The sequence below is a fragment of the Pseudomonas sp. GW821-FHT07F05 genome (assembly GCF_059418765.1).
The window spans coordinates 145,964-163,081 of sequence record NZ_JBWKQL010000009.1 but is presented as its reverse complement, the minus strand read 5'-3'; the positions used below and the strand labels follow the sequence as shown (position 1 = coordinate 163,081).

General features: G+C 59.1%; 21 protein-coding genes and 1 pseudogene. 20 read left to right on the top strand and 2 right to left on the bottom strand.

What is annotated here, in order from left to right; genetic code table 11:
* The first annotated feature begins 126 nt into the window (after window positions 1-126).
* The 3 genes from AC07RO_RS18975 to AC07RO_RS18965 all read left to right on the top strand — a co-directional run bounded on the left by AC07RO_RS18975 (window position 127) and on the right by AC07RO_RS18965 (window position 2,347).
* The gene (locus AC07RO_RS18975) at window positions 127-1,389 is read left to right on the top strand and encodes an AAA family ATPase (protein WP_495086808.1); all 1,263 of its coding nucleotides are present in this window, start codon (window positions 127-129) and stop codon (window positions 1,387-1,389) included.
* Window positions 1,390-1,392: 3 nt separating this feature from the next.
* Entirely contained in the window at window positions 1,393-2,061 is a 669-nt protein-coding gene (locus tag AC07RO_RS18970) for an RloB family protein (RefSeq protein WP_495086807.1), read from the top strand.
* A gap of 73 nt (window positions 2,062-2,134) precedes the next feature.
* A complete protein-coding gene (locus AC07RO_RS18965) occupies window positions 2,135-2,347 on the top strand; it encodes a HEAT repeat domain-containing protein (RefSeq protein WP_495086806.1) in 213 nt (70 codons plus the stop codon).
* A gap of 57 nt (window positions 2,348-2,404) precedes the next feature.
* On the opposite strand, the gene AC07RO_RS18960 is transcribed toward AC07RO_RS18965, so the two are convergent.
* Together AC07RO_RS18960 and AC07RO_RS18955 are read right to left on the bottom strand one after the other, a co-directional pair.
* A complete protein-coding gene (locus tag AC07RO_RS18960; protein WP_495086805.1) occupies window positions 2,405-3,445 on the bottom strand; it encodes a phage portal protein in 1,041 nt (346 codons plus the stop codon).
* The gene (locus AC07RO_RS18955) at window positions 3,445-5,205 is read right to left on the bottom strand and encodes a terminase ATPase subunit family protein (protein ID WP_495086804.1); all 1,761 of its coding nucleotides are present in this window, start codon (window positions 5,203-5,205) and stop codon (window positions 3,445-3,447) included. Before AC07RO_RS18955 ends, AC07RO_RS18960 begins: the two co-directional genes overlap by 1 nt.
* A gap of 155 nt (window positions 5,206-5,360) precedes the next feature.
* On the opposite strand from AC07RO_RS18955, the gene AC07RO_RS18950 reads away from it, so the two are divergent.
* The 17 genes and pseudogenes from AC07RO_RS18950 to AC07RO_RS18870 all read left to right on the top strand — a co-directional run bounded on the left by AC07RO_RS18950 (window position 5,361) and on the right by AC07RO_RS18870 (window position 17,115).
* Window positions 5,361-6,227 carry a GPO family capsid scaffolding protein gene (locus AC07RO_RS18950; RefSeq protein ID WP_495086803.1) on the top strand — a complete coding sequence of 289 codons (867 nt, stop codon included), beginning with the start codon at window positions 5,361-5,363 and terminating at the stop codon, window positions 6,225-6,227.
* A gap of 37 nt (window positions 6,228-6,264) precedes the next feature.
* Window positions 6,265-7,269: a phage major capsid protein, P2 family gene (locus AC07RO_RS18945; protein WP_110950443.1), complete on the top strand. Its 1,005-nt coding sequence runs from the start codon at window positions 6,265-6,267 to the stop codon at window positions 7,267-7,269.
* Window positions 7,270-7,271: 2 nt separating this feature from the next.
* Entirely contained in the window at window positions 7,272-7,976 is a 705-nt protein-coding gene (gene gpM, locus AC07RO_RS18940) for a phage terminase small subunit (protein ID WP_495086802.1), read from the top strand.
* Window positions 7,977-8,075: 99 nt separating this feature from the next.
* Window positions 8,076-8,543, top strand: a complete 468-nt coding sequence (locus tag AC07RO_RS18935; protein WP_192130774.1) for a head completion/stabilization protein — start codon at window positions 8,076-8,078, stop codon at window positions 8,541-8,543.
* The gene (locus AC07RO_RS18930; RefSeq protein ID WP_346628038.1) at window positions 8,543-8,755 is read left to right on the top strand and encodes a tail protein X; all 213 of its coding nucleotides are present in this window, start codon (window positions 8,543-8,545) and stop codon (window positions 8,753-8,755) included. The genes AC07RO_RS18935 and AC07RO_RS18930 overlap by 1 nt, the downstream gene beginning before the upstream one ends.
* Before the next feature lie 62 nt (window positions 8,756-8,817).
* A complete protein-coding gene (locus AC07RO_RS18925; RefSeq protein ID WP_110950439.1) occupies window positions 8,818-9,132 on the top strand; it encodes a phage holin, lambda family in 315 nt (104 codons plus the stop codon).
* Complete coding sequence (locus tag AC07RO_RS18920; protein WP_495086801.1) at window positions 9,129-9,968, top strand: N-acetylmuramidase domain-containing protein; 840 nt, start codon at window positions 9,129-9,131, stop codon at window positions 9,966-9,968. Before AC07RO_RS18925 ends, AC07RO_RS18920 begins: the two co-directional genes overlap by 4 nt.
* Window positions 9,965-10,171, top strand: coding sequence for a hypothetical protein (locus tag AC07RO_RS18915; RefSeq protein ID WP_495086800.1), 207 nt, complete (start codon window positions 9,965-9,967; stop codon window positions 10,169-10,171). The genes AC07RO_RS18920 and AC07RO_RS18915 overlap by 4 nt, the downstream gene beginning before the upstream one ends.
* On the top strand, window positions 10,168-10,611 hold the full coding sequence (gene lysB, locus AC07RO_RS18910) for an Rz-like lysis system protein LysB (protein WP_495086799.1): 444 nt from the start codon (window positions 10,168-10,170) through the stop codon (window positions 10,609-10,611). The genes AC07RO_RS18915 and lysB overlap by 4 nt, the downstream gene beginning before the upstream one ends.
* Window positions 10,526-10,720, top strand: a pseudogene (gene lysC / locus AC07RO_RS18905) (Rz1-like lysis system protein LysC); the annotation flags it as partial. The gene lysB and the pseudogene lysC, both read left to right, overlap by 86 nt.
* Entirely contained in the window at window positions 10,717-11,199 is a 483-nt protein-coding gene (locus tag AC07RO_RS18900; RefSeq protein WP_495086798.1) for a phage tail protein, read from the top strand. The pseudogene lysC and the gene AC07RO_RS18900, both read left to right, overlap by 4 nt.
* Window positions 11,196-11,648 (top strand): phage virion morphogenesis protein, encoded by a 453-nt coding sequence (locus tag AC07RO_RS18895; RefSeq protein ID WP_495086797.1) that lies wholly within the window; start codon window positions 11,196-11,198, stop codon window positions 11,646-11,648. Before AC07RO_RS18900 ends, AC07RO_RS18895 begins: the two co-directional genes overlap by 4 nt.
* Window positions 11,649-11,722: 74 nt before the next feature.
* On the top strand, window positions 11,723-12,268 hold the full coding sequence (locus AC07RO_RS18890; protein WP_495086796.1) for a phage baseplate assembly protein V: 546 nt from the start codon (window positions 11,723-11,725) through the stop codon (window positions 12,266-12,268).
* Window positions 12,265-12,618 carry a GPW/gp25 family protein gene (locus AC07RO_RS18885; protein WP_110950433.1) on the top strand — a complete coding sequence of 118 codons (354 nt, stop codon included), beginning with the start codon at window positions 12,265-12,267 and terminating at the stop codon, window positions 12,616-12,618. Before AC07RO_RS18890 ends, AC07RO_RS18885 begins: the two co-directional genes overlap by 4 nt.
* Window positions 12,615-13,529, top strand: a complete 915-nt coding sequence (locus tag AC07RO_RS18880) for a baseplate J/gp47 family protein (RefSeq protein ID WP_495086795.1) — start codon at window positions 12,615-12,617, stop codon at window positions 13,527-13,529. The genes AC07RO_RS18885 and AC07RO_RS18880 overlap by 4 nt, the downstream gene beginning before the upstream one ends.
* Window positions 13,526-14,137 carry a phage tail protein I gene (locus tag AC07RO_RS18875; protein ID WP_495086794.1) on the top strand — a complete coding sequence of 204 codons (612 nt, stop codon included), beginning with the start codon at window positions 13,526-13,528 and terminating at the stop codon, window positions 14,135-14,137. The genes AC07RO_RS18880 and AC07RO_RS18875 overlap by 4 nt, the downstream gene beginning before the upstream one ends.
* On the top strand, window positions 14,134-17,115 hold the full coding sequence (locus tag AC07RO_RS18870) for a phage tail-collar fiber domain-containing protein (RefSeq protein ID WP_495086793.1): 2,982 nt from the start codon (window positions 14,134-14,136) through the stop codon (window positions 17,113-17,115). The genes AC07RO_RS18875 and AC07RO_RS18870 overlap by 4 nt, the downstream gene beginning before the upstream one ends.
* Window positions 17,116-17,118: the final 3 nt, after the last annotated feature.

The following is a 17,118-nucleotide window of genomic DNA, read 5'->3' as shown; positions in this document are numbered from 1 at the left end:
GCTTTGCCGAATGCGTTCCCCCTAATAAAAAAAGTCAGCCGGACGGCAAAAGCCCATGCTAAAGTTTTCTCACGCGCCGTTTCGACAATTTTTGTCAAAAAGCGCGATGTAAATCGAGGGATTATAATGTTGGTTCAATTCAAGGTGCGGAACTGGCGCTCCATTCGCGACGAACAAACGCTGAGCATGGTAACGGCGAAAGGGGATGAGCTCCTAAATTCCAATACTTTCACGACGGCTGAGCCCAGCAAAACGTCGCTGTTACGGTCCGCCGTGATCTACGGCGCGAACGCTGCAGGAAAAACGAACGTTATTCGAAGCATGTCTGCGATGCGGGAGTTGGTAGTAGCCTCGGATGACCGTACAGACGGTGTGTTTTCTGACCCGTTTATGCTGGACGCCACCACCAGTGATACGCCTTCCGAGTTTGAGGTTGTTTTCATCATCGCGGGAGTAAAATACGTATATGGTTTCACCTCCGATTCTGTTCAATTCCATGATGAGTGGCTAATTGCTTTTCCTAACGGCAGAGCGCAGAAGTGGTTTTTGCGCGAATGGAACGCCGTAGCTGGCAAGCATGAATGGGACTTCGGCAGCGCTTTGTCAGGCTTGAAAAAGACTTGGCAGGATGCAACACGCGAAGACTCTCTTTTTCTTACAACCGCCGTAAAGCTGAATAGCAAGCAGCTTAAGCCTATCTATAACTGGTTCAAAAACACTCTTAGAGTCGCTTCCATCAATGGGTTTACTGACAATTACACCGCAAAACTCTGCACCAATGAAAAGTCTAAAAATGAAGTTTTACGCTTTTTAAAATCCGCAGATCTGGATATTGCCGACATTGATGTAGAAGCTGAAAAATTCTCCGCAGAGCATCTGCCCGACTCGCTTCCAGCTGAGGTGAAGAACCAGATTTTGGAGTCAGCTAAAGATCGGGACATTTTTAATGTGAAAATGCTCCATAAGACAAGTGACGGCATCACCGTGGAATTTGATTTGTATGACGAATCAAACGGAACGCAAAAGCTATTTTCATTTTCAGGACCGTGGCTCGAAGTTTTAGAAAAAGGCCGAATCTTATTTATCGATGAACTGAATGATAGCCTGCATCCTACTATCGTTAAGTTTTTAATCCAGTTCTTTAACAGTGATATTACAAACCCGAACAATGCACAGCTAGTATTTACCACGCACGAGACATCAATACTCGATCAAAATATTTTCCGTAGAGATCAAATCTGGTTCTGTGAGAAAGATAATAGTCAGGCTACGCATCTCTACCCACTGACAGATTTCAGTCCGCGTAAAGGAAGAGAGAACCTTGAAGAGGGTTATCTTGCTGGCAGGTACGGTGCGCTGCCTTTCATTCAAGATTTTGTATTTGAGTAGACTATGGGTACTGATAATCTTTATCATCGCAAAAGGCAAAGTGCCCAGAATGTAACTCGGGGCAAGGCGGTTCGAGCTCCATATGCCAAAGTTTTGATAGTATGCGAAGGTGAGAAAACTGAGAAAAACTATTTCGAAGAGATAAAAAAATATTACGAGCTAAGTTCTACGAACATCGCGATAGATACTGAATGTGGGTCGGCACCTATTAACGTTGCTCGGCATGCGATCGAGTTGTATGGCGCGGAGATACGATCAAGGAAGGATCCGTTTGACAAGGTCTATTGCGTTTTCGACCGAGACACGCACTCAACCTTCGACCAGGCTCTAAACCTCATCGAATCGCAGAACCCAAAGGGCGTTTTTGAGGCTATAACGTCAACACCTTGTTTCGAATACTGGTTCCTTCTTCACTTCAACTACACTCAAAAGCCATTCAGAGCCACTCATAACCGTAGCGCAGCAGAGCAGTTAAAAAAACATCTCAAGTCTACCTACTGGCCTAGCTATGAAAAAAACGCGCTGAACACGTTCGCCGAACGCTTCAACGATCTGAATCAAGCAAAAATTTGGGCAGCACAGATCCTAAATGCGTCTAAAGCGGGTGGCAGTTCGGATCCGTTAACGAATGTTCATGAATTAGTAGATTATCTGCAGAATATAAAATCGTGAGCCCAGCCCCTTACCGACCTAGGGCACTAGGACTCACCAACACTACATCACGTAAGAAACACGGGGAAAATTTATGCTAGACGAGAAAAGCCTCAACACACTGATCGCGGTGCTGTCTGACAAATTTTGTGCTGCCGAAGTTCGAGCTGGGGCCGCGAGAGGATTAGGATATATTGGTGGCCACGCTGCTCGCATTGAACTAATCAAAATCACTGAAGACCGATTTACTGATGCGGCAGTTCGTGCAGCGGCCGCTGAAGCCTTAGGCCATGCTGCTAGGGATTAAGACAGCAAAGCCCGCACGCGGGCTTTTCCCGCTATTTGCCCTGGACAGCAGGGTCGATCAATCAAACGTCTTCCATTTAACCACCTCTTCCCCAAGCCACTCATTCACCTGCTGCAAGCGCGCTTGAATAGGCTCAAGCTCATTCATTGCCCACATCCGGGCGGCATCAGTGATTGAACCAAAGCCGCCAGCATTTTGGGGCACGATTCCCATCAGCTGTGGTGGAATACGTAGAGCGGCCAGCATGTCATCCCTGCTGATATTTTTAATTGAACTGAATTCATCCTTGGCTGCAACCTCACTAACAGGTATCAGCTGAATCCCATCTTTTTTTCCGTTGGGCGCATACATGAAGAGATTGCGGAAATTTCCAGGTCCTTTTGAGGACTTAAGTGCGTCGCGCAACGACTGAACGTCCGCCTCATTTTGGGCGGCGTCTGTCATGTACATGATGAATCCAGCGTGACTGCCGTTGTTGTAGTACTTGCGCCGAAACAGCGTTGCGGACTCGTTCAACAACGCGCTCTGCAGCGCGGGGAGCCACTCCGGAAGGCCGTAGATTTCCTGATTGATATCAGCCTCACGCTGATGAAAAACGGTCCCCTTCTTGAACTCGTGTTCATCGCTCCACCCACGAACCTGGTAATAGGTGTCCAGGTCAACGCCGCGCCGCATGTACTTGCCCAAGGCAGGCTGCAGGCCGAGCGTGCTTCGCATCATACTGTCGCGCTTTTCGAGATAGCCGTTGCCGCACCAGAGGAAGTCCAGGGCGAACTGCTCGAACGTTTGCCGTGTGAGCAACTTGTGAGGGATGAAGGTGCGAGCCAGCATATTCCGCTTGAAGTTCAGCCCCGACTGCAGGAACACGCTGGCCCTGGACGACTTCGCAAGACCATCAAGTGACATGGGCGGCTCGTACCATCGCCCGTTTAGCCAGCACTCCAGGTAATCCAGTATTCCCCGCTCATCAAGCACGGGCGTGGGATCGCCGAAAGTGAACGCCTCCATCTTGCCGCCGGCCGCCGGCAGCAGATCCCCCTCGATCGGGGGCTGGGTCGCGGCGCTGGTTGGCGTGTTTCTGCTGCGGCGGTTGCTCATCAGTAAATCTCCATGAAGCCAGTATTCGTTGAGGTCTGGCCCTCAAGCGGTTCGTTCTGCAGTGCGTGGAAGAGCGCCCAGGCGAGATCCGCATGTCCGGTCTCGTCGTTGCGGCCCGCGGTATAAGTGAATTGCCGGCCGCTGGCCGTGATGGTCTTGCGGATCGCCATCAACGACTGCGCCATGTCGGTCCAGCCGGCATCGAATTCGAGGCGCCCCTTGTGAATCACGTCGTATGCCTTGAGCACCAAGCGCGTCTTCACCTCGGGCGAGTAGCTGAACGTGGTGACGTTCGGAAAGAATTGGCGCACCAGCTGGGCCACGCCCGAGCCCATGCCGGTAACGTCGACGCCGATGTAGGTGACCCAGTACCGCAGCGTGACCTGACGGATCGCCTCGGCCTGCGCCGCGAAATCCATCCCCCGGAACTGATGGCGCTCGAGCACGCGGAATTTACCGCCCGGCACAAGCGGCGGAGCAACAACGACCAGGCCGGAGCTGTCGCCTGTTTCCGCCGGGTCATAGCCCACCCAAACCTGCCGATCGGCAAACGGCCGCGACGCGAATGGCTTGTAGTCCTCGGACCACTCGACCCAGCTGTCGACCATGCACGGCTGCAGGACATTGAGCGGGAAGATGCTGGCCCCGTCGTCGACGAACTGACACATGAGCAGATTCGCGAACGCATCCGCGTTGTATTCAAGCCGCAGCTCTTCCAGGTCGAAGAGATCGCAGCCCCGCTGTTCGGCGTCCAGGATGGTGACGATCTGACGCCAGATCCGGTCCTCGCACAGCCTGCCCTGCTGCAGCGCGTCGTGGGACACGTCCAGATTGAGCCGCTGCGCCGCCGGCTTGCCTTTGTTGAACCGCTCACCGGTCCAGAACGTGTACGCCTCATGCGCCATGCTCGATGGCGTTGAAAAGTAGGTGCGTCGGTACTGTTTCTGCATCGCCATGCCGCTGGCGACCTTGTTCAGTTCGTTGAACTTGAACGTCCAGAAAAATTCGTCGAAGTAGAAATTACCGTGATAACCCTGAGCGGTTCGGGCGTTCGTGCCGAGGAAATGCAGCTCGGCGCCGTTGGCAAGAATGATTGGATCGCCAGTCAGTTCAACGCTACACACTTCACGCGCAAACCCTTGAATGTAAGCCTTGAAGATGTGCGCCTGGTTCTTCGAAGCCGACAGGAATATCTGGTTACGGCCAGTAACCAGGGCGTCAATGAATGCCTCCCGGGCAAAGTAGTAAGTCGCGCCGATCTGCCGACTTTTGAGGATTGCCCTGGTGCGCTGATTGCTCGCCCGGTACCAGTCCAACTGATAGCCAAAACACCCGTCCTTGAACGCCTCGGTCAGCTGCTCGATCTGCTCCTCGCTGAACTCGTTGCGCGCCGCCTTCTTCTTCGGTCCCTCGTTACGCTTCGAAAGATTCGGATTGAGATCAGTGTCGGTGCCGCCCGCCTTGTACCGCTCGATGCGAGCCTGCCGTTCCAGCTGACGATGGAGCAGGTCAATTTCCTTGAAGTCCCCGCCGGTCTTTCCGTCTTTCAGGATCAGCTGCACCAGGCGCGCTTCGAGAGCCCCGCCGATCCGCTCGACGTTGTCGGCCCGGTCCCACTCGTCGCGGGTCTTCCAGGCGTGAACGGTCTTTTCTTTCTCCCCCAACATTTCGGCGATCGCGCAGATCCGCAGGCCGGTCCAGTAAAGGAATTTGGCCTGACGGCGGTTATCGCGGATGGGAGTGGCTTCGGTTGTAGTCATGGAGGCGATGCTGACGCCACGCGCGCGTGAAGGCGTAGTGACGGGCCATGTAGCGCCCCGGCTTACAACTGGCGCCGATTGCTCATAAAAGCGCCAATGTCGACGATGCACCTCAACGCAACTGCACCCGCAGCAACGCTTTGAGGACCCGCTCGATGAGTAAGAAATTTCGATCCAAATGGTTTCGCGTCGCCGTAGAAGGCGCGACCACCGACGGCCGCCAGATTGAGCGCCAGTGGCTGGTCGACGCTGCCGAGACCTACAACCCGAACACCTATGCAGCACGCGTCTGGATGGAGCACTACCGCAGTGTTCTGCCTGACAGCCCGTTCCGTGCTTACGGCGACGTGCTGGCAGCGAAGACTGAAGAAGTCGACGTCAACGGCGTGAAGAAGCTGGCCCTGTTCGTCCAGATCGAACCGACGGCGGACCTGATCGCCATGAACAAGGCGCGTCAAAAGCTGTACACCAGCATCGAGATCGCGCCGAAGTTTGCCGACACCGGTCGCGCTTACCTGGACGGGTTGGCCGTCACCGATTCGCCGGCGAGCCTGGGCACTGAAATGCTGACGTTCAGCGCGCAGAACCCGGACGCATCTCCGCTCAAGGCACGCAAGAGCAAGCCGGACAACCTGTTTTCCGAGCTGCTGGAAGCGAAGCTTGAATTCGACGAGATCGAGGAGACACCCGGCCGGTTCGAAGAGCTGTTCTCACGCATCGCCGAACTGCTCGGCGCGACCAAAGAAAAAGACAAGCCGGTGGAAATCGAGAAGCCCGAAACCGACGACGGGAAGTTTTCGAAGCTGAACGACGCCGTGGGTGCGCTTGCCGGCCACGCTGCCGAGCAGTCCCGGTTGTTTACCTCGATCGAGGAAGCCCACAGCTCCCTGCAGGGCAGTTTCGACAAGCTCAGCACCGACTTCAACGACCTGATCAAGCGCTTGGGCGAGACCCAGGACCACAGCCAGACGAGCCGTCCACCCGTAGTCGGCGGCGACGGCGCTGTGCTGACTGCCTACTGATCGAACCGCTCACCCAAAGATTTACCTGGAGAACACCATGCGTAACGAAACACGACTTGCCTTCAACGGCTTCAGCAAGCAGGTGGCACTGCTCAACGCCGTCGCCTCGGCGGCTGAGAAATTCACCGTCACTCCGACGGTGCAACAAACCCTCGAAACCGCCATCCAGGAATCGAGCGATTTCCTGAAACAGATCAACGTCATCGGCGTCGATGAGCAGGAAGGTGAAGCGATCCTGCTGGGCGTGGGCTCGACGATTGCTGGCCGTACCGATACGTCGGTCAAGGCTCGCGATCCGCGCAGCGTTGGCGCGCTGAAGAGCGACACCTACAGCTGCAAGAAGACCGACTTCGACACCTACGTGAAGTATCAACTGCTCGATGCCTGGGCAAAGTTCAAGGATTTCCAGGCACGCTTGTCGGGCGCGATCGTCGGGCAGCAAGCACTCGACCGCATCATGATCGGCTTCAACGGGAAAACCGTTGCCGCCGACACCGACCGCGCCGCCCATCCATTGCTGGAAGATGTAAACATCGGCTGGCTTGAGAAGTACCGCACCAAGGCACCAGAGCGCGTTCTGAGCAGCGGCAAAGTTGCCGGCAAGATCACGATTGGCCCGAACGGCGACTACAAAACCCTCGACGGTTTGGTGTACGACGCGATCCAGTTGCTGGACCCGTGGCACCGCAAGCGCCCAGATCTGGTTGTTTTGGTCGACCGCAACCTGCTGCACTCCAAGTTCCTGGCGAACATTGAAGGCGCAGCAGACAACGAAAACGAGCTGGCTGCAGCCCGCATCCTTGCGAACGGCACGCTGGGAGGTCTGCCCTACGTCGATGCCCCGTTCTTCATTGACGGCGGTGTGTTCGTGACCACCCTCAAGAACCTGTCGATCTACTTCCAGATCGGCGCTCGTCGCCGTATGACCCGCGAAGAACCGGAGCGCGATCGCATCGCGGACTACCAGTCGTCGAACGAGGCTTACGTGGTCGAAGACTTCGGCCTGGGCGCTCTCGTCGAACACATCGAAGAGGCCAAGTAATCATGGGCCTATCTCTCGCTCAACGTCACCGGCTGCAGGCGCTTGCGTCACAGGAAGCCGCTGCTGCTACGCCGTTGGTATCGATGGCGGGCGGGACGGCCTACGAAATGCAGTTGGCCCAGCTTCTCCAGGATCGTCTGCGCCTCAAGCAGATCCAGTCGAATGAAGGGAAAGCCGCGCTGAAGTTGCAGCTTCTGCCGGCCTACATCCCCTACGTCGACGGTGTGTTGTCTGCCGGCAACGGCGCCCAGGACGAAGTGCTGACCACGATCATGATCTGGCGCGTGGACGCCTCGGATTATGCCGGCGCGCTCCAAATTGCAGCGTATGTGTTGCAGCACAACCTGCTCATGCCTGACCGCTTCGAACGCACCACCGGCTGCCTGATTGCTGAAGAAATCGCGGAAGCGGCTTTGAAGGCACAGAAGACCAACGGGACGTTCGACCTCGCCATCTTGCACCGCGCAATGGAGTTGACCGAAGACCACGACATGCCCGACGAGGCCAGGGCGAAGCTGTACCTCGCCACCGGCCGCGCCACTGTGGCAGGTCTGGACGCAGATAACCCCGGCCAACCCGGTCAGGTAATGGCCGGCATTGAGCTGCTCAAACGGGCCATCGAGCTGAACAGCAGCTGCGGTGGCAAAAAAGACCTGGAAGGCGCTGAGCGCCTTCAGAAAAAGATTGCTCCCCCACTAGGGAGCTGACCGAGCGTACCCCGCAACCCCGGCGGCCCGAGGCTGATCAGCAGGTTCTCTCCTTTCCTTGCTGTGACGCCTCGGCCACCGCCGACTTAGGGCAGAAGCATGAGCGGATTCATTGCCACTGGCACAAACACTACTGCCCCGTACCCCATCACGAACGACGGATTCTGGCCGGACATCGATGGCGCCCATGTGCGCGCATCTTTGAGGATCGATGGCAGCGTTACCGACGCGCGTCTTGAGGTAGCGATTGTCAACGCGCTGATTCAAGTGAACGGCGAGTTGAGCGCAGTCAAGAAAGGCTACAAAGCCGAAGGACACGACACGCTGGAAGCGGTACCAGCGGACGAGATCAAGGGCATCAGCCTGCTCGTCCACCTTTATCGCCGATCCATCTATTGCAGTGCCGGCGCCGAACTCACCGAGCGGTACCGCAGCTATGACACCTCGACCGAAGGCAACAAAAACGCTGACGAACTGACGCCGTCAGTTGACGAATACCGCCGCGATGCCCGGTTCGCGATTCGCGATCTGCTGGGTGTTCCGCACTCGACAGTGGAGCTCATCTGATGGCGACGACCGTGTATGCCCAACAGCACGACACCGTCGACGCGCTCTGCTGGCGGGTATACGGCCGCACTGCCGGCGTCACCGAGGCGGTACTGAACGCGAACCCCGGCCTTGCCGATCTGGGCCCCGTCCTGCCGCACGGCACGGCGGTGATCCTCCCAGACGCGGCCCCCCAGGCTCAGGTCCTGCAAATGGTGAATCTATGGGACTGATTCATCACACGACATTCACGGATGAACCCCCCATTCCACCCTCAGATAGCGGATCAAAGCGCATGCCTGACAAACCGGATTCATGGGCCTGGTTCGCTGCCTGGCTCCAACAAAACTGGCCTGCGTTTTACGCAGGTGGACTGGCCGCCGTGATCGCGGCCCTACGAATCATGTACGGCGGCGGCACATGGCGACGGGTTCTGCTGGAGGCTCCTTTGTGCGGGCTGCTGGCCCTTTCGGCGAGCCACGGTCTGTCGCTGCTGGGCATCCCCACGACGACAGGCCCGTTCTTCGGCGGCGTGATTGGCCTGCTGGGCGTTGAAACCACGCGCGCCATTGCCAAATCCTTTCTGAATCGCAAGGTGGAACAAGTATGAGCGTCTTACGTCATGGGGATCGCGGCCAGGAAGTCCGCGTGCTGCAGCAACGCCTGAACCTTAAAGGCGCGGGGCTTAATCCTGACGGCATTTTCGGGAATAGCACGGAGGCTGCAGTGCGCGATTACCAGCGCAAGGTTGGCTTGGTAATCGACGGTATTGCAGGCCAGAAAACTGTCATCGCCTTGTCCGGCGGCGATTGCTCCAACCTCCTGCAGCACGCCTCCCTGGTAAGCGCGGCGGCGAGACTCGGCGTCGACCTCGCCGTAGTGATGGCAGTGAACGAAGTTGAAAGCCAGGGCAGCGGCTTCCTGGATAACGGCAAGCCGAAGATCCTATTCGAGCGCCACATCATGTACCGCCAGCTCGAAACCCCGCGCACGCCTGCAGACGACGCAGCGGCGTTGAAAAAACATGCTGACCAATTAGCTGCGTCCCAGCCCAACCTGGTTAATCCCAAGGCCGGCGGGTATGCCGGCGGATCCGCCGAGCATCAGCGCCTGGCGAACGCGCGATTGATCGACGACGTGTGCGCGTTGGAATCGGCCAGTTGGGGCGTGTTCCAGGTAATGGGGTATCACGCGGTGCGGCTCGGCTATGGCAGCGTCCAGGACTTCGTCACGCGCATGTCCAAGAACGAAAACGAGCAGTTCGAAGCCTTCGTGCGCTTCGTTGAAGCGGACGCGGGGCTGCTGAAGTCGTTGAAGGGCAAGAAGTGGGCGGCGTTCGCCAAGGAATACAACGGCCCGGACTACGCCCGGAATCTGTACGACACCAAGCTCGAACGCGCTTATCAGCGTCACGCGCTCGGTTGCCCTGTGCCGGAGGCGGCATGATCGATCATCACCAGGTCCGCAAGCTGAGCCCCGTCGACGGCGATATCTTCACGCTGCCGGCAGATACCCCCTTTGAACTGGCTCAGCAGCTCGGTGAAGCGATCACGATCGCCAAGCCTGGCATTAAGGCCGTCGTGATCTGCGCCGACCTTCGCCAAGCCGACGAGTCCGTGATGAACGCCGCCGGCTGGTACCGAAAATGAGCACGCTGCGCCAGGCGCTGTACGGGCTGGCGTTGCTCTGCGCTTTGGGGTTGTTGCTCTGGGCCCAGTCCGAGCGGATTGAGGTCGCAGACAAAACCGTCGAGCTGGCCCAAGGCGCCACCACCGCCGCGCTCGGCAGGGCTACCCGCAGCGAAGCTGTGGCCGCCCAAATGACCGGCGCGCTGGATGCGGAGCGGAAGGCGCAAGCGGCGCTGCGCCTCCTGCAGAACGACCTTCGCAAAGCGCTCTCCGATCGGAAGCAGACAATTGAGGACTTGAAACGTGAAAACGAAGAGCTTCGGCTATGGGCTGATCAGCTTCTCCCTGACGCTGCTCGCCGGCTGCGCGACCGCCCCGCCATCACCGGAGCCGCTGCTTATCGAGACTGGTTGTCCGGCAGTCGTGCCGTGCATCCTGCCGGCAACGCGACCGCTCAGTAACGGCGCGCTTCTGGACGACCAGGACGTGATCGAGACGGCGTGGGCGGATTGTGCGGCGCAAGTCGATACCGTCTATCAGCATCAGCTGGAACAGGCCCGAAAACCATGAACAAACACGAATCACTGCGCGCGCACCTGCTCGCGGCAGTTCCGGATCTGGCGCAGAATCCTGACCGGCTGATGATCTTCATCGACAACGGGAAAATCCGGAGTACCGCCGCGTTTGGCCTGTCCTTCGAATACATCTACACGCTCAATCTGATTCTGACCGACTACGCAGGCCACCCGGACGCCGTCGCCATCCCGCTGCTTGCGTGGGTGCTGGTGAACCAGCGTGAACTGATGGAAAACGTCGATCGCAGCAAGGATTCGATCGTTTTCGAGGCGGATGTCCTGGACAACAGCAAGGTCGACCTGTCGATCAAACTGCCGCTAACCGAGCGGGTAATCGTCAAACGCCAGGACGATGGAGCCCTGCAGGTCAGTCATCCGCCCGAGCCCGTCGTTGCCGACGACCCGTTCGACCTCGAAAGCCTCGAGCTCTTCACATCAGACGGGGTGTTCATCACGCGCTGGAACCGCCCATGAGCCAGGACCTTCACGCCCTGGAACAATGGGCCAGCGTACTACTGGCGAAATTAAGCGATTCCGAGCGCCGAAAACTGCTCGGCACGATGGCCCGTGATCTGCGGCGCAGCCAGCAGAAACGGGTGACAGCCCAGCGCAATCCGGACGGCAGCTCGTTTGTTCCTCGCAAGCCCAAGGATCTGCGCGGAAAGAAGGGGCGGGTCAAAACTAAGATGTTCACCAAGCTCAAAACCGCGCGATACCTGCGCACGGAAAACAATGCCGGCGGCTTCTCGATCGGATTTGTCGGTCGCGTCGGGCGTATCGCGCGCATCCACCAGTACGGACTGCGCGACCGGCCGGCCAAAGGTCAAGCAGACGTGCAATACGACAGCCGGGAATTGCTGGGTTTCTCCGGAGACGAACTGGATACGATCCGGAATGCGCTGATCGATCATCTCGCCGGCTAACGCCACCTTGTAGACCCTCCTCCTACACCGTCCCGTGGATGCGGCACGCACGCGCGAGCCGCACCATCTGCGTCATGGACTCCCTCACTGATGTAATTCGACGCCTAGAAAACCTGATCCGCGCCGGCACCATTGCCGCGATCGATCCGGAGCTCCCTCGTTGCCAGGTAAAAACCGGGGGCCTGCTCACGGACTGGTTGCCTTTCTATACGCTGCGTGCCGGCGAGGACAGTGACTGGGATCCGCCAAGCATCAATGAGCAGTGCCTGGTGCTCTCGCTCTCCGGCAATCCAGCCCATGGCTTCGTTATCGCAGGCTTCAACAGCGACCAGTTCCCTGCACCTGATCAGAGCCTCACCCGCCGTCGCCGCCGGTACCGCGACGGCGCGACCGTGGATTACGACACCAAAACCCACACCCTGACCGCAACGCTGCCAGACGGCGGCAAGGCGGTACTGGTTGCGCCCGGCGGCGTACAGATCAAAGGCGACGTGGTGATCGAGGGTCTTGTGACCGTCAGTCAGGACGTTGTGGCAGGTCCGCTCGGGATTAGCCTGGTCAACCACCGAACTGCCGGCGTGAAGCGCGGCAACGAAGTTTCGGATGAGCCCATCCCATGATCGGCATGAACAGCAAAAACGGTAAGACGTTGACCGGCAGCGCGCATCTCGCTCAATCCATCAGCGACATCCTGAGCACGCCGCTGGGCACGCGAATCATGCGCCGGGACTATGGCAGCCAGCTGGCTGACCTCGTCGACTGGCCGTTGAACAACGCAACCAAGCTGCAGGCGTATGCCGCCGTCGCGATCGCGTTGATGCGCTGGGAACCTCGCATCCGATTGAGCCGGGTGCAGTTGTCACTCGGCGAGCAGCCCGGGCAAGCAATCCTCGACATCGAAGGCGCTGTGGTCGACACCAACGAGCCCTTGAGCCTCCGCGTACCCCTGAGCCTGGGAGCGTCTGCATGAATACCTTTACTCCTATCGATCTGACCCTGCTGCCCGACCCGGACGTGGTCGAGCGCATTGATTACGAAGAGATCCTGGCCGAGCGCAAAGCCTATGCCGTCACCCTGTGGCCAGCCGATCAGCAGGCGGAAGTCGCGGCAACCCTGGCCCTTGAGTCGGAGCCACTCACAAAGTTGCTTCAGGAGAATGCCTACCGCGAGACGCTGTGGCGTCAGCGGGTCAACGAAGCGGCACTGGGCACCATGCTCGCCAAGGCCAAAGGCAAAGATCTGGAACAGGCTGCGGCGAACATGGACGTCGAGCGGCTCACCGTGGCGCCGGCTGACCCGAGCACGATTCCTGCGACCCCCGCTGTGATGGAATCGGATGACAGCCTGCGCGAGCGAGCGCAGATGGCATGGGAAGGTTTATCAACGGCAGGCCCGAAAAACAGCTACATCCTGCATGCCCGCAGCGCTGACGGTCGTATCGCAGACGCCACTGCCGAGAGCCCCTCCCCGGCCGTTGCTGTGGTGACAGTGCAGGCACTCCTGGGCGACGGCTCCGTCGACCAGGCCGTGCTCGATATCGTCTATGCCTACCTGAGCGATGAAGACCGGCGCCCGGTGGCTGATCGGCTGACCGTCCAATCCGCCGAGGTGTTGCAGTACGGCGTCGACGCGACGCTGTATCTCGCTACCAATGGTCCCGAAGGCGAGCCGATCCGTGCTGCAGCCGAGCAAAAGCTGTCGGGGTTCGTCACCCAGCGCCGTCGCTTGGGGGTCGAGATTTCGGAATCCGCAGTCCATGCGGCGCTGCATGTTGAGGGCGTCCGCAAGGTCGTCCTGCACAACTGGACAGACATCAAGCCGACGCCATACCAGGCGGCCTATTGCACCAGCGTCAGCGTTGTAGTCGGTACCGAAGCATGACGGGGCTGTTACCTCCCAATGCCCAGTCGCTGGAGCAGCTCGCCGCGTCTGCGCTGACTCAGATCGAGCGCGTCCCGATCCCGATCCGTGACCTGGTCAACCCTGACCGCTGCCCGCTCGCGCTTCTGCCGTACCTGGCATGGGCGTTTTCTGTGGATCGATGGGACGAGCGCTGGCCCGAAGCGATAAAGCGCAAGGTCATCAAATCCTCGTACTTCGTACATTCCCGCAAAGGAACGATCGGCGCGCTGCGCCGGGTCGTGGAACCGCTGGGTTACCTGCTCGATGTCCAGGAGTGGTGGCAGCTCAAACCCGAGGGCGTCCCGGGCACTTTCCAGCTGAAAGTCGGCGTCCTGGACACGGGCATCACTGACGAGATGTACCAGGAGCTGAGCGCGCTGATCGACGACGCCAAGCCCCTCACCCGCCATTTGATCGGGCTGGCTATCAGCCTCGAAACCAACGGCCGCACCTATCTGAGCGCCTCGATCAGCGAGGGCGATGTAATTGACGTTTACCCACCGCAACAGCGAGACATCGATGTCTCGGGTGTGATCGGCCGGGGTGGGCGCGAAACCACTATTGACACCCTGGACGTGTATTCATGACTGACCAAACCTCGCAGTTCTTTGCCATCCTCACGAATATCGGCGTCGCGAAGCAGGCCAACGCAGACGCGCTCGGCATCGCCTGGAAGATCACCCAGATGGGGGTGGGTGATGCCAATGGCACGGATCCGCAACCTGATGCCAAGCAGAAGTCGCTGATCCGGGAATGGCGCCGTGCGCCGCTCAATGAGCTCAAGCAGGACCCAAGCAACCCGGCCATCATCATCGCCGAGCAGGTCATTCCTGCAGAGATCGGCGGCAACTGGATCCGCGAGATCGGCCTCTATGACGCTGACGGCGACCTGGTCGCCGTAGCGAACTGCGCGCCCTCTTATAAGCCAACCCTCGCGCAGGGATCCGGCCGCACACAAGTGGTCCGGATGAACCTGATTGTCAGCAACACGGCCAGCGTCGAGTTGAAGATTGACCCAAGCGTGGTACTCGCCACACGCGAATTCGTCTTGAGCGAGCTCGCCAAGCAGGACTTCAAGAGTTCGGTGATGGCGTGCGCCCCGGGTAGCGTCGTGCTTAGCGGACTGCAGACCATCGACGGCGTGGCCGTTCCGGCGGGCAAGCGTGTTCTCACTCCCTTTCAGACCGCCGCCAAGGATCGTGGGATCTGGGTCACCTCGGCGAATGCGTGGACCCGTGCAACGGATGCGGACACCAGCGACGATGTGACGCCAGGCATGCTGGTTCTGGTGGAGCAGGGCACGCTGTACGGCGACAGCGCCTGGCAATTGGTGACTGACGCACCGATTACCCTGGGCGTAACCGCGCTGACGTTTGAGATGGCCTGGGGCCGGACTGGCATTGCCCCGGGCGAATACCGCAGCGTCACGGTCGACAAGTACGGGCGCGTTCTGGCGGCCAACAACCCGACGACCGTGGCCGGCTACGGTCTGACGGATGTCTACACCAAGACACAGATCGACAGCGCGCTACAGGCCAAAGCGAACACGGCCAGCCCGACGCTAACCGGTATCCCGAAGGCTCCAACGGCGCCCGCGTCGACCAACAGCGACCAGATCGCGACGACGGCGTTCGTACAGGCCATGTTCACCGCGCTGATCGGCGCGGCGCCGGAGACGCTGAACCAGATCAATGAAATCGCTGCGGCAATGGGGAATGATCCGAACTTTGCGGCCACGGTGATGACCGCGATGGCCAAGCTGGCGCCGCAGCTGTCTCCGATTTTTACCGGCGATCCGAGGGCACCGACCCCGGCGCTGGGCGACAACGACACCAGCATTGCCACAACCGCATTCGTGCAGGCGGCTTTGCGCGCTTTCGGCATCGGCTCGTCAGACAACGGAACCGGCAACACGCTGGACTTTAACCAGGCCCCCTGGGGCTCGTTCATCAAGGCCGAAGGCGTCGAGTCTGACGCGGCGCTGTATAACCGGCCGGTAACCGGTGCGGCGGGTAATGCCCCGGTTTGCTTCGACGTGCTGACGTTCGGTCTGGCGGGACGAACTACCCAGCACGCCACGCAACTGTTTGCCCCGGGCGGTCGCGGCCGGACGTTTACTCGCGTGCAGCACGATTCGACGTGGTTTCCGTGGCGCGAAATCGCCATGACCGATTCGCCGGCGCTTCTCGGTGCGCCGACGGCCCCGACGGTTCCGTTCAATACGGAAAATGCCCAGCTGGCTAACATGCAGGCCCTTGGCGACGCTAAGCAAGGCTGGCGAGGAGTGGGCATTGGTTACACTGCGTCGGCAGTGCTTAATCCCACTTCCGTGGGGCGCTGGCACCGGGTGACTGTGGCAGGCGTTACGCTAACGCTGCCGTCCAAGTCAGAAGTGGAGGCGGGTAAGGCTCTGGCTATTCACAACGCCTCGGCCGGCAATATCACGATCAAGGCAACCGGGACGGAGGTTATTGCGATTCCTGGGGGCGGTTCCTCGATGACACTCGCGCCTAACGAGTGGGTGCAGTTTGCGTACAACTCCGACGCCATTTACTTGCCTGGCGGTCGCGGAAAGCTGGTTGAGACCGCTGCGATTGATTCACCGGTGTTCATCGGTGATCCGCGAGCACCGACCGCGCCCGTGGGTGACAGCGACACCACGATTGCTACGACAGCGTTTGTACAGATGGCGCTCGCAGCTTTCGGTGTCGGGGCGTGGACCGGCCCGCTGTCAGCCGATTTGAACACGACCATACTGGGAGGATTCTTTCGTACCAACAGTGCAACGGCAAACTCGCCGCTAGCCGGGAACATGTCGGGGATCGTTATTCCCTACAACAACGGCGGTTGCATGCAGATCGCGTCGCTGCTGTCGAGTAACACGGCCATGGCGAGGATCTACTTCAGGACTCAATCGTCTGGGGCATGGTCGGCGTGGAAAGAGTTCGGGGCTACCGACAGCCCGGTATTGATCGGGAATCCGACCGGCCCGACCCCTGCGCCTGGTGACAGCAGCAAATCGCTCGCCACTACCGAGTTTGTCCGCAGCGCAGCGGGCGACATGGTGGGCATGGTGGGGATGTTCGCCATGCCTACACCGCCCGACGGGTGGCTCAAGCGAAACGGAGCGGCGGTATCGCGCACCACCTACGCGGCTCTGTTCGCGAGAATCGGCACGCTTTGGGGCGCAGGCGACGGGTCGACGACCTTCAACCTGCCCGATGCTCGCGGCTACTTCGACCGAGCGTGGGATGACGCGCGCGGCATCGACCCGAGTCGGGCCTTTGCCACCAATCAGGCCACACAGAACCAAAGTCACGGGCACAGCGGCACCGCCTTGAGCGCGGGAGCGCACACTCATAACACAACGTTTGTCAGGGAAATGATCGACGCACCAAACACGGGTGCCGGCAACGCCGTTTTGGGTGATCAACTGGGAGATGGATATCAATACATGACGTCAGACTCGGCGGGCGCGCACACGCATACCTTGAGCATTGCCGCCTCCGGCGGCAATGAATCGCGGCCGCCTAACCAAGCGTATCTGGCGTGCATCAAGTTCTGATTA

Bases quoted from the DNA above. Each gene is read 5' to 3' on its own strand.
- gpM (WP_495086802.1), top strand. From the start codon at position 7,272: ATGGGCCTATCTCTCGCTCAACGTCACCGGCTGCAGGCGCTTGCGTCA.
- AC07RO_RS18975 (WP_495086808.1), top strand. From the start codon at position 127: ATGTTGGTTCAATTCAAGGTGCGGAACTGGCGCTCCATTCGCGACGAA.
- lysB (WP_495086799.1), top strand. From the start codon at position 10,168: ATGAGCACGCTGCGCCAGGCGCTGTACGGGCTGGCGTTGCTCTGCGCT.
- AC07RO_RS18960 (WP_495086805.1), bottom strand. From the start codon at position 3,445: ATGAGCAACCGCCGCAGCAGAAACACGCCAACCAGCGCCGCGACCCAG.
- AC07RO_RS18900 (WP_495086798.1), top strand. From the start codon at position 10,717: ATGAACAAACACGAATCACTGCGCGCGCACCTGCTCGCGGCAGTTCCG.
- AC07RO_RS18890 (WP_495086796.1), top strand. From the start codon at position 11,723: ATGGACTCCCTCACTGATGTAATTCGACGCCTAGAAAACCTGATCCGC.
- AC07RO_RS18880 (WP_495086795.1), top strand. From the start codon at position 12,615: ATGAATACCTTTACTCCTATCGATCTGACCCTGCTGCCCGACCCGGAC.
- AC07RO_RS18895 (WP_495086797.1), top strand. From the start codon at position 11,196: ATGAGCCAGGACCTTCACGCCCTGGAACAATGGGCCAGCGTACTACTG.
- AC07RO_RS18945 (WP_110950443.1), top strand. From the start codon at position 6,265: ATGCGTAACGAAACACGACTTGCCTTCAACGGCTTCAGCAAGCAGGTG.
- AC07RO_RS18930 (WP_346628038.1), top strand. From the start codon at position 8,543: ATGGCGACGACCGTGTATGCCCAACAGCACGACACCGTCGACGCGCTC.
- AC07RO_RS18875 (WP_495086794.1), top strand. From the start codon at position 13,526: ATGACGGGGCTGTTACCTCCCAATGCCCAGTCGCTGGAGCAGCTCGCC.
- AC07RO_RS18935 (WP_192130774.1), top strand. From the start codon at position 8,076: ATGAGCGGATTCATTGCCACTGGCACAAACACTACTGCCCCGTACCCC.
- AC07RO_RS18950 (WP_495086803.1), top strand. From the start codon at position 5,361: ATGAGTAAGAAATTTCGATCCAAATGGTTTCGCGTCGCCGTAGAAGGC.
- AC07RO_RS18915 (WP_495086800.1), top strand. From the start codon at position 9,965: ATGATCGATCATCACCAGGTCCGCAAGCTGAGCCCCGTCGACGGCGAT.
- AC07RO_RS18965 (WP_495086806.1), top strand. From the start codon at position 2,135: ATGCTAGACGAGAAAAGCCTCAACACACTGATCGCGGTGCTGTCTGAC.
- AC07RO_RS18870 (WP_495086793.1), top strand. From the start codon at position 14,134: ATGACTGACCAAACCTCGCAGTTCTTTGCCATCCTCACGAATATCGGC.
- AC07RO_RS18885 (WP_110950433.1), top strand. From the start codon at position 12,265: ATGATCGGCATGAACAGCAAAAACGGTAAGACGTTGACCGGCAGCGCG.
- AC07RO_RS18955 (WP_495086804.1), bottom strand. From the start codon at position 5,205: ATGACTACAACCGAAGCCACTCCCATCCGCGATAACCGCCGTCAGGCC.
- AC07RO_RS18925 (WP_110950439.1), top strand. From the start codon at position 8,818: ATGCCTGACAAACCGGATTCATGGGCCTGGTTCGCTGCCTGGCTCCAA.
- AC07RO_RS18920 (WP_495086801.1), top strand. From the start codon at position 9,129: ATGAGCGTCTTACGTCATGGGGATCGCGGCCAGGAAGTCCGCGTGCTG.
- AC07RO_RS18970 (WP_495086807.1), top strand. From the start codon at position 1,393: ATGGGTACTGATAATCTTTATCATCGCAAAAGGCAAAGTGCCCAGAAT.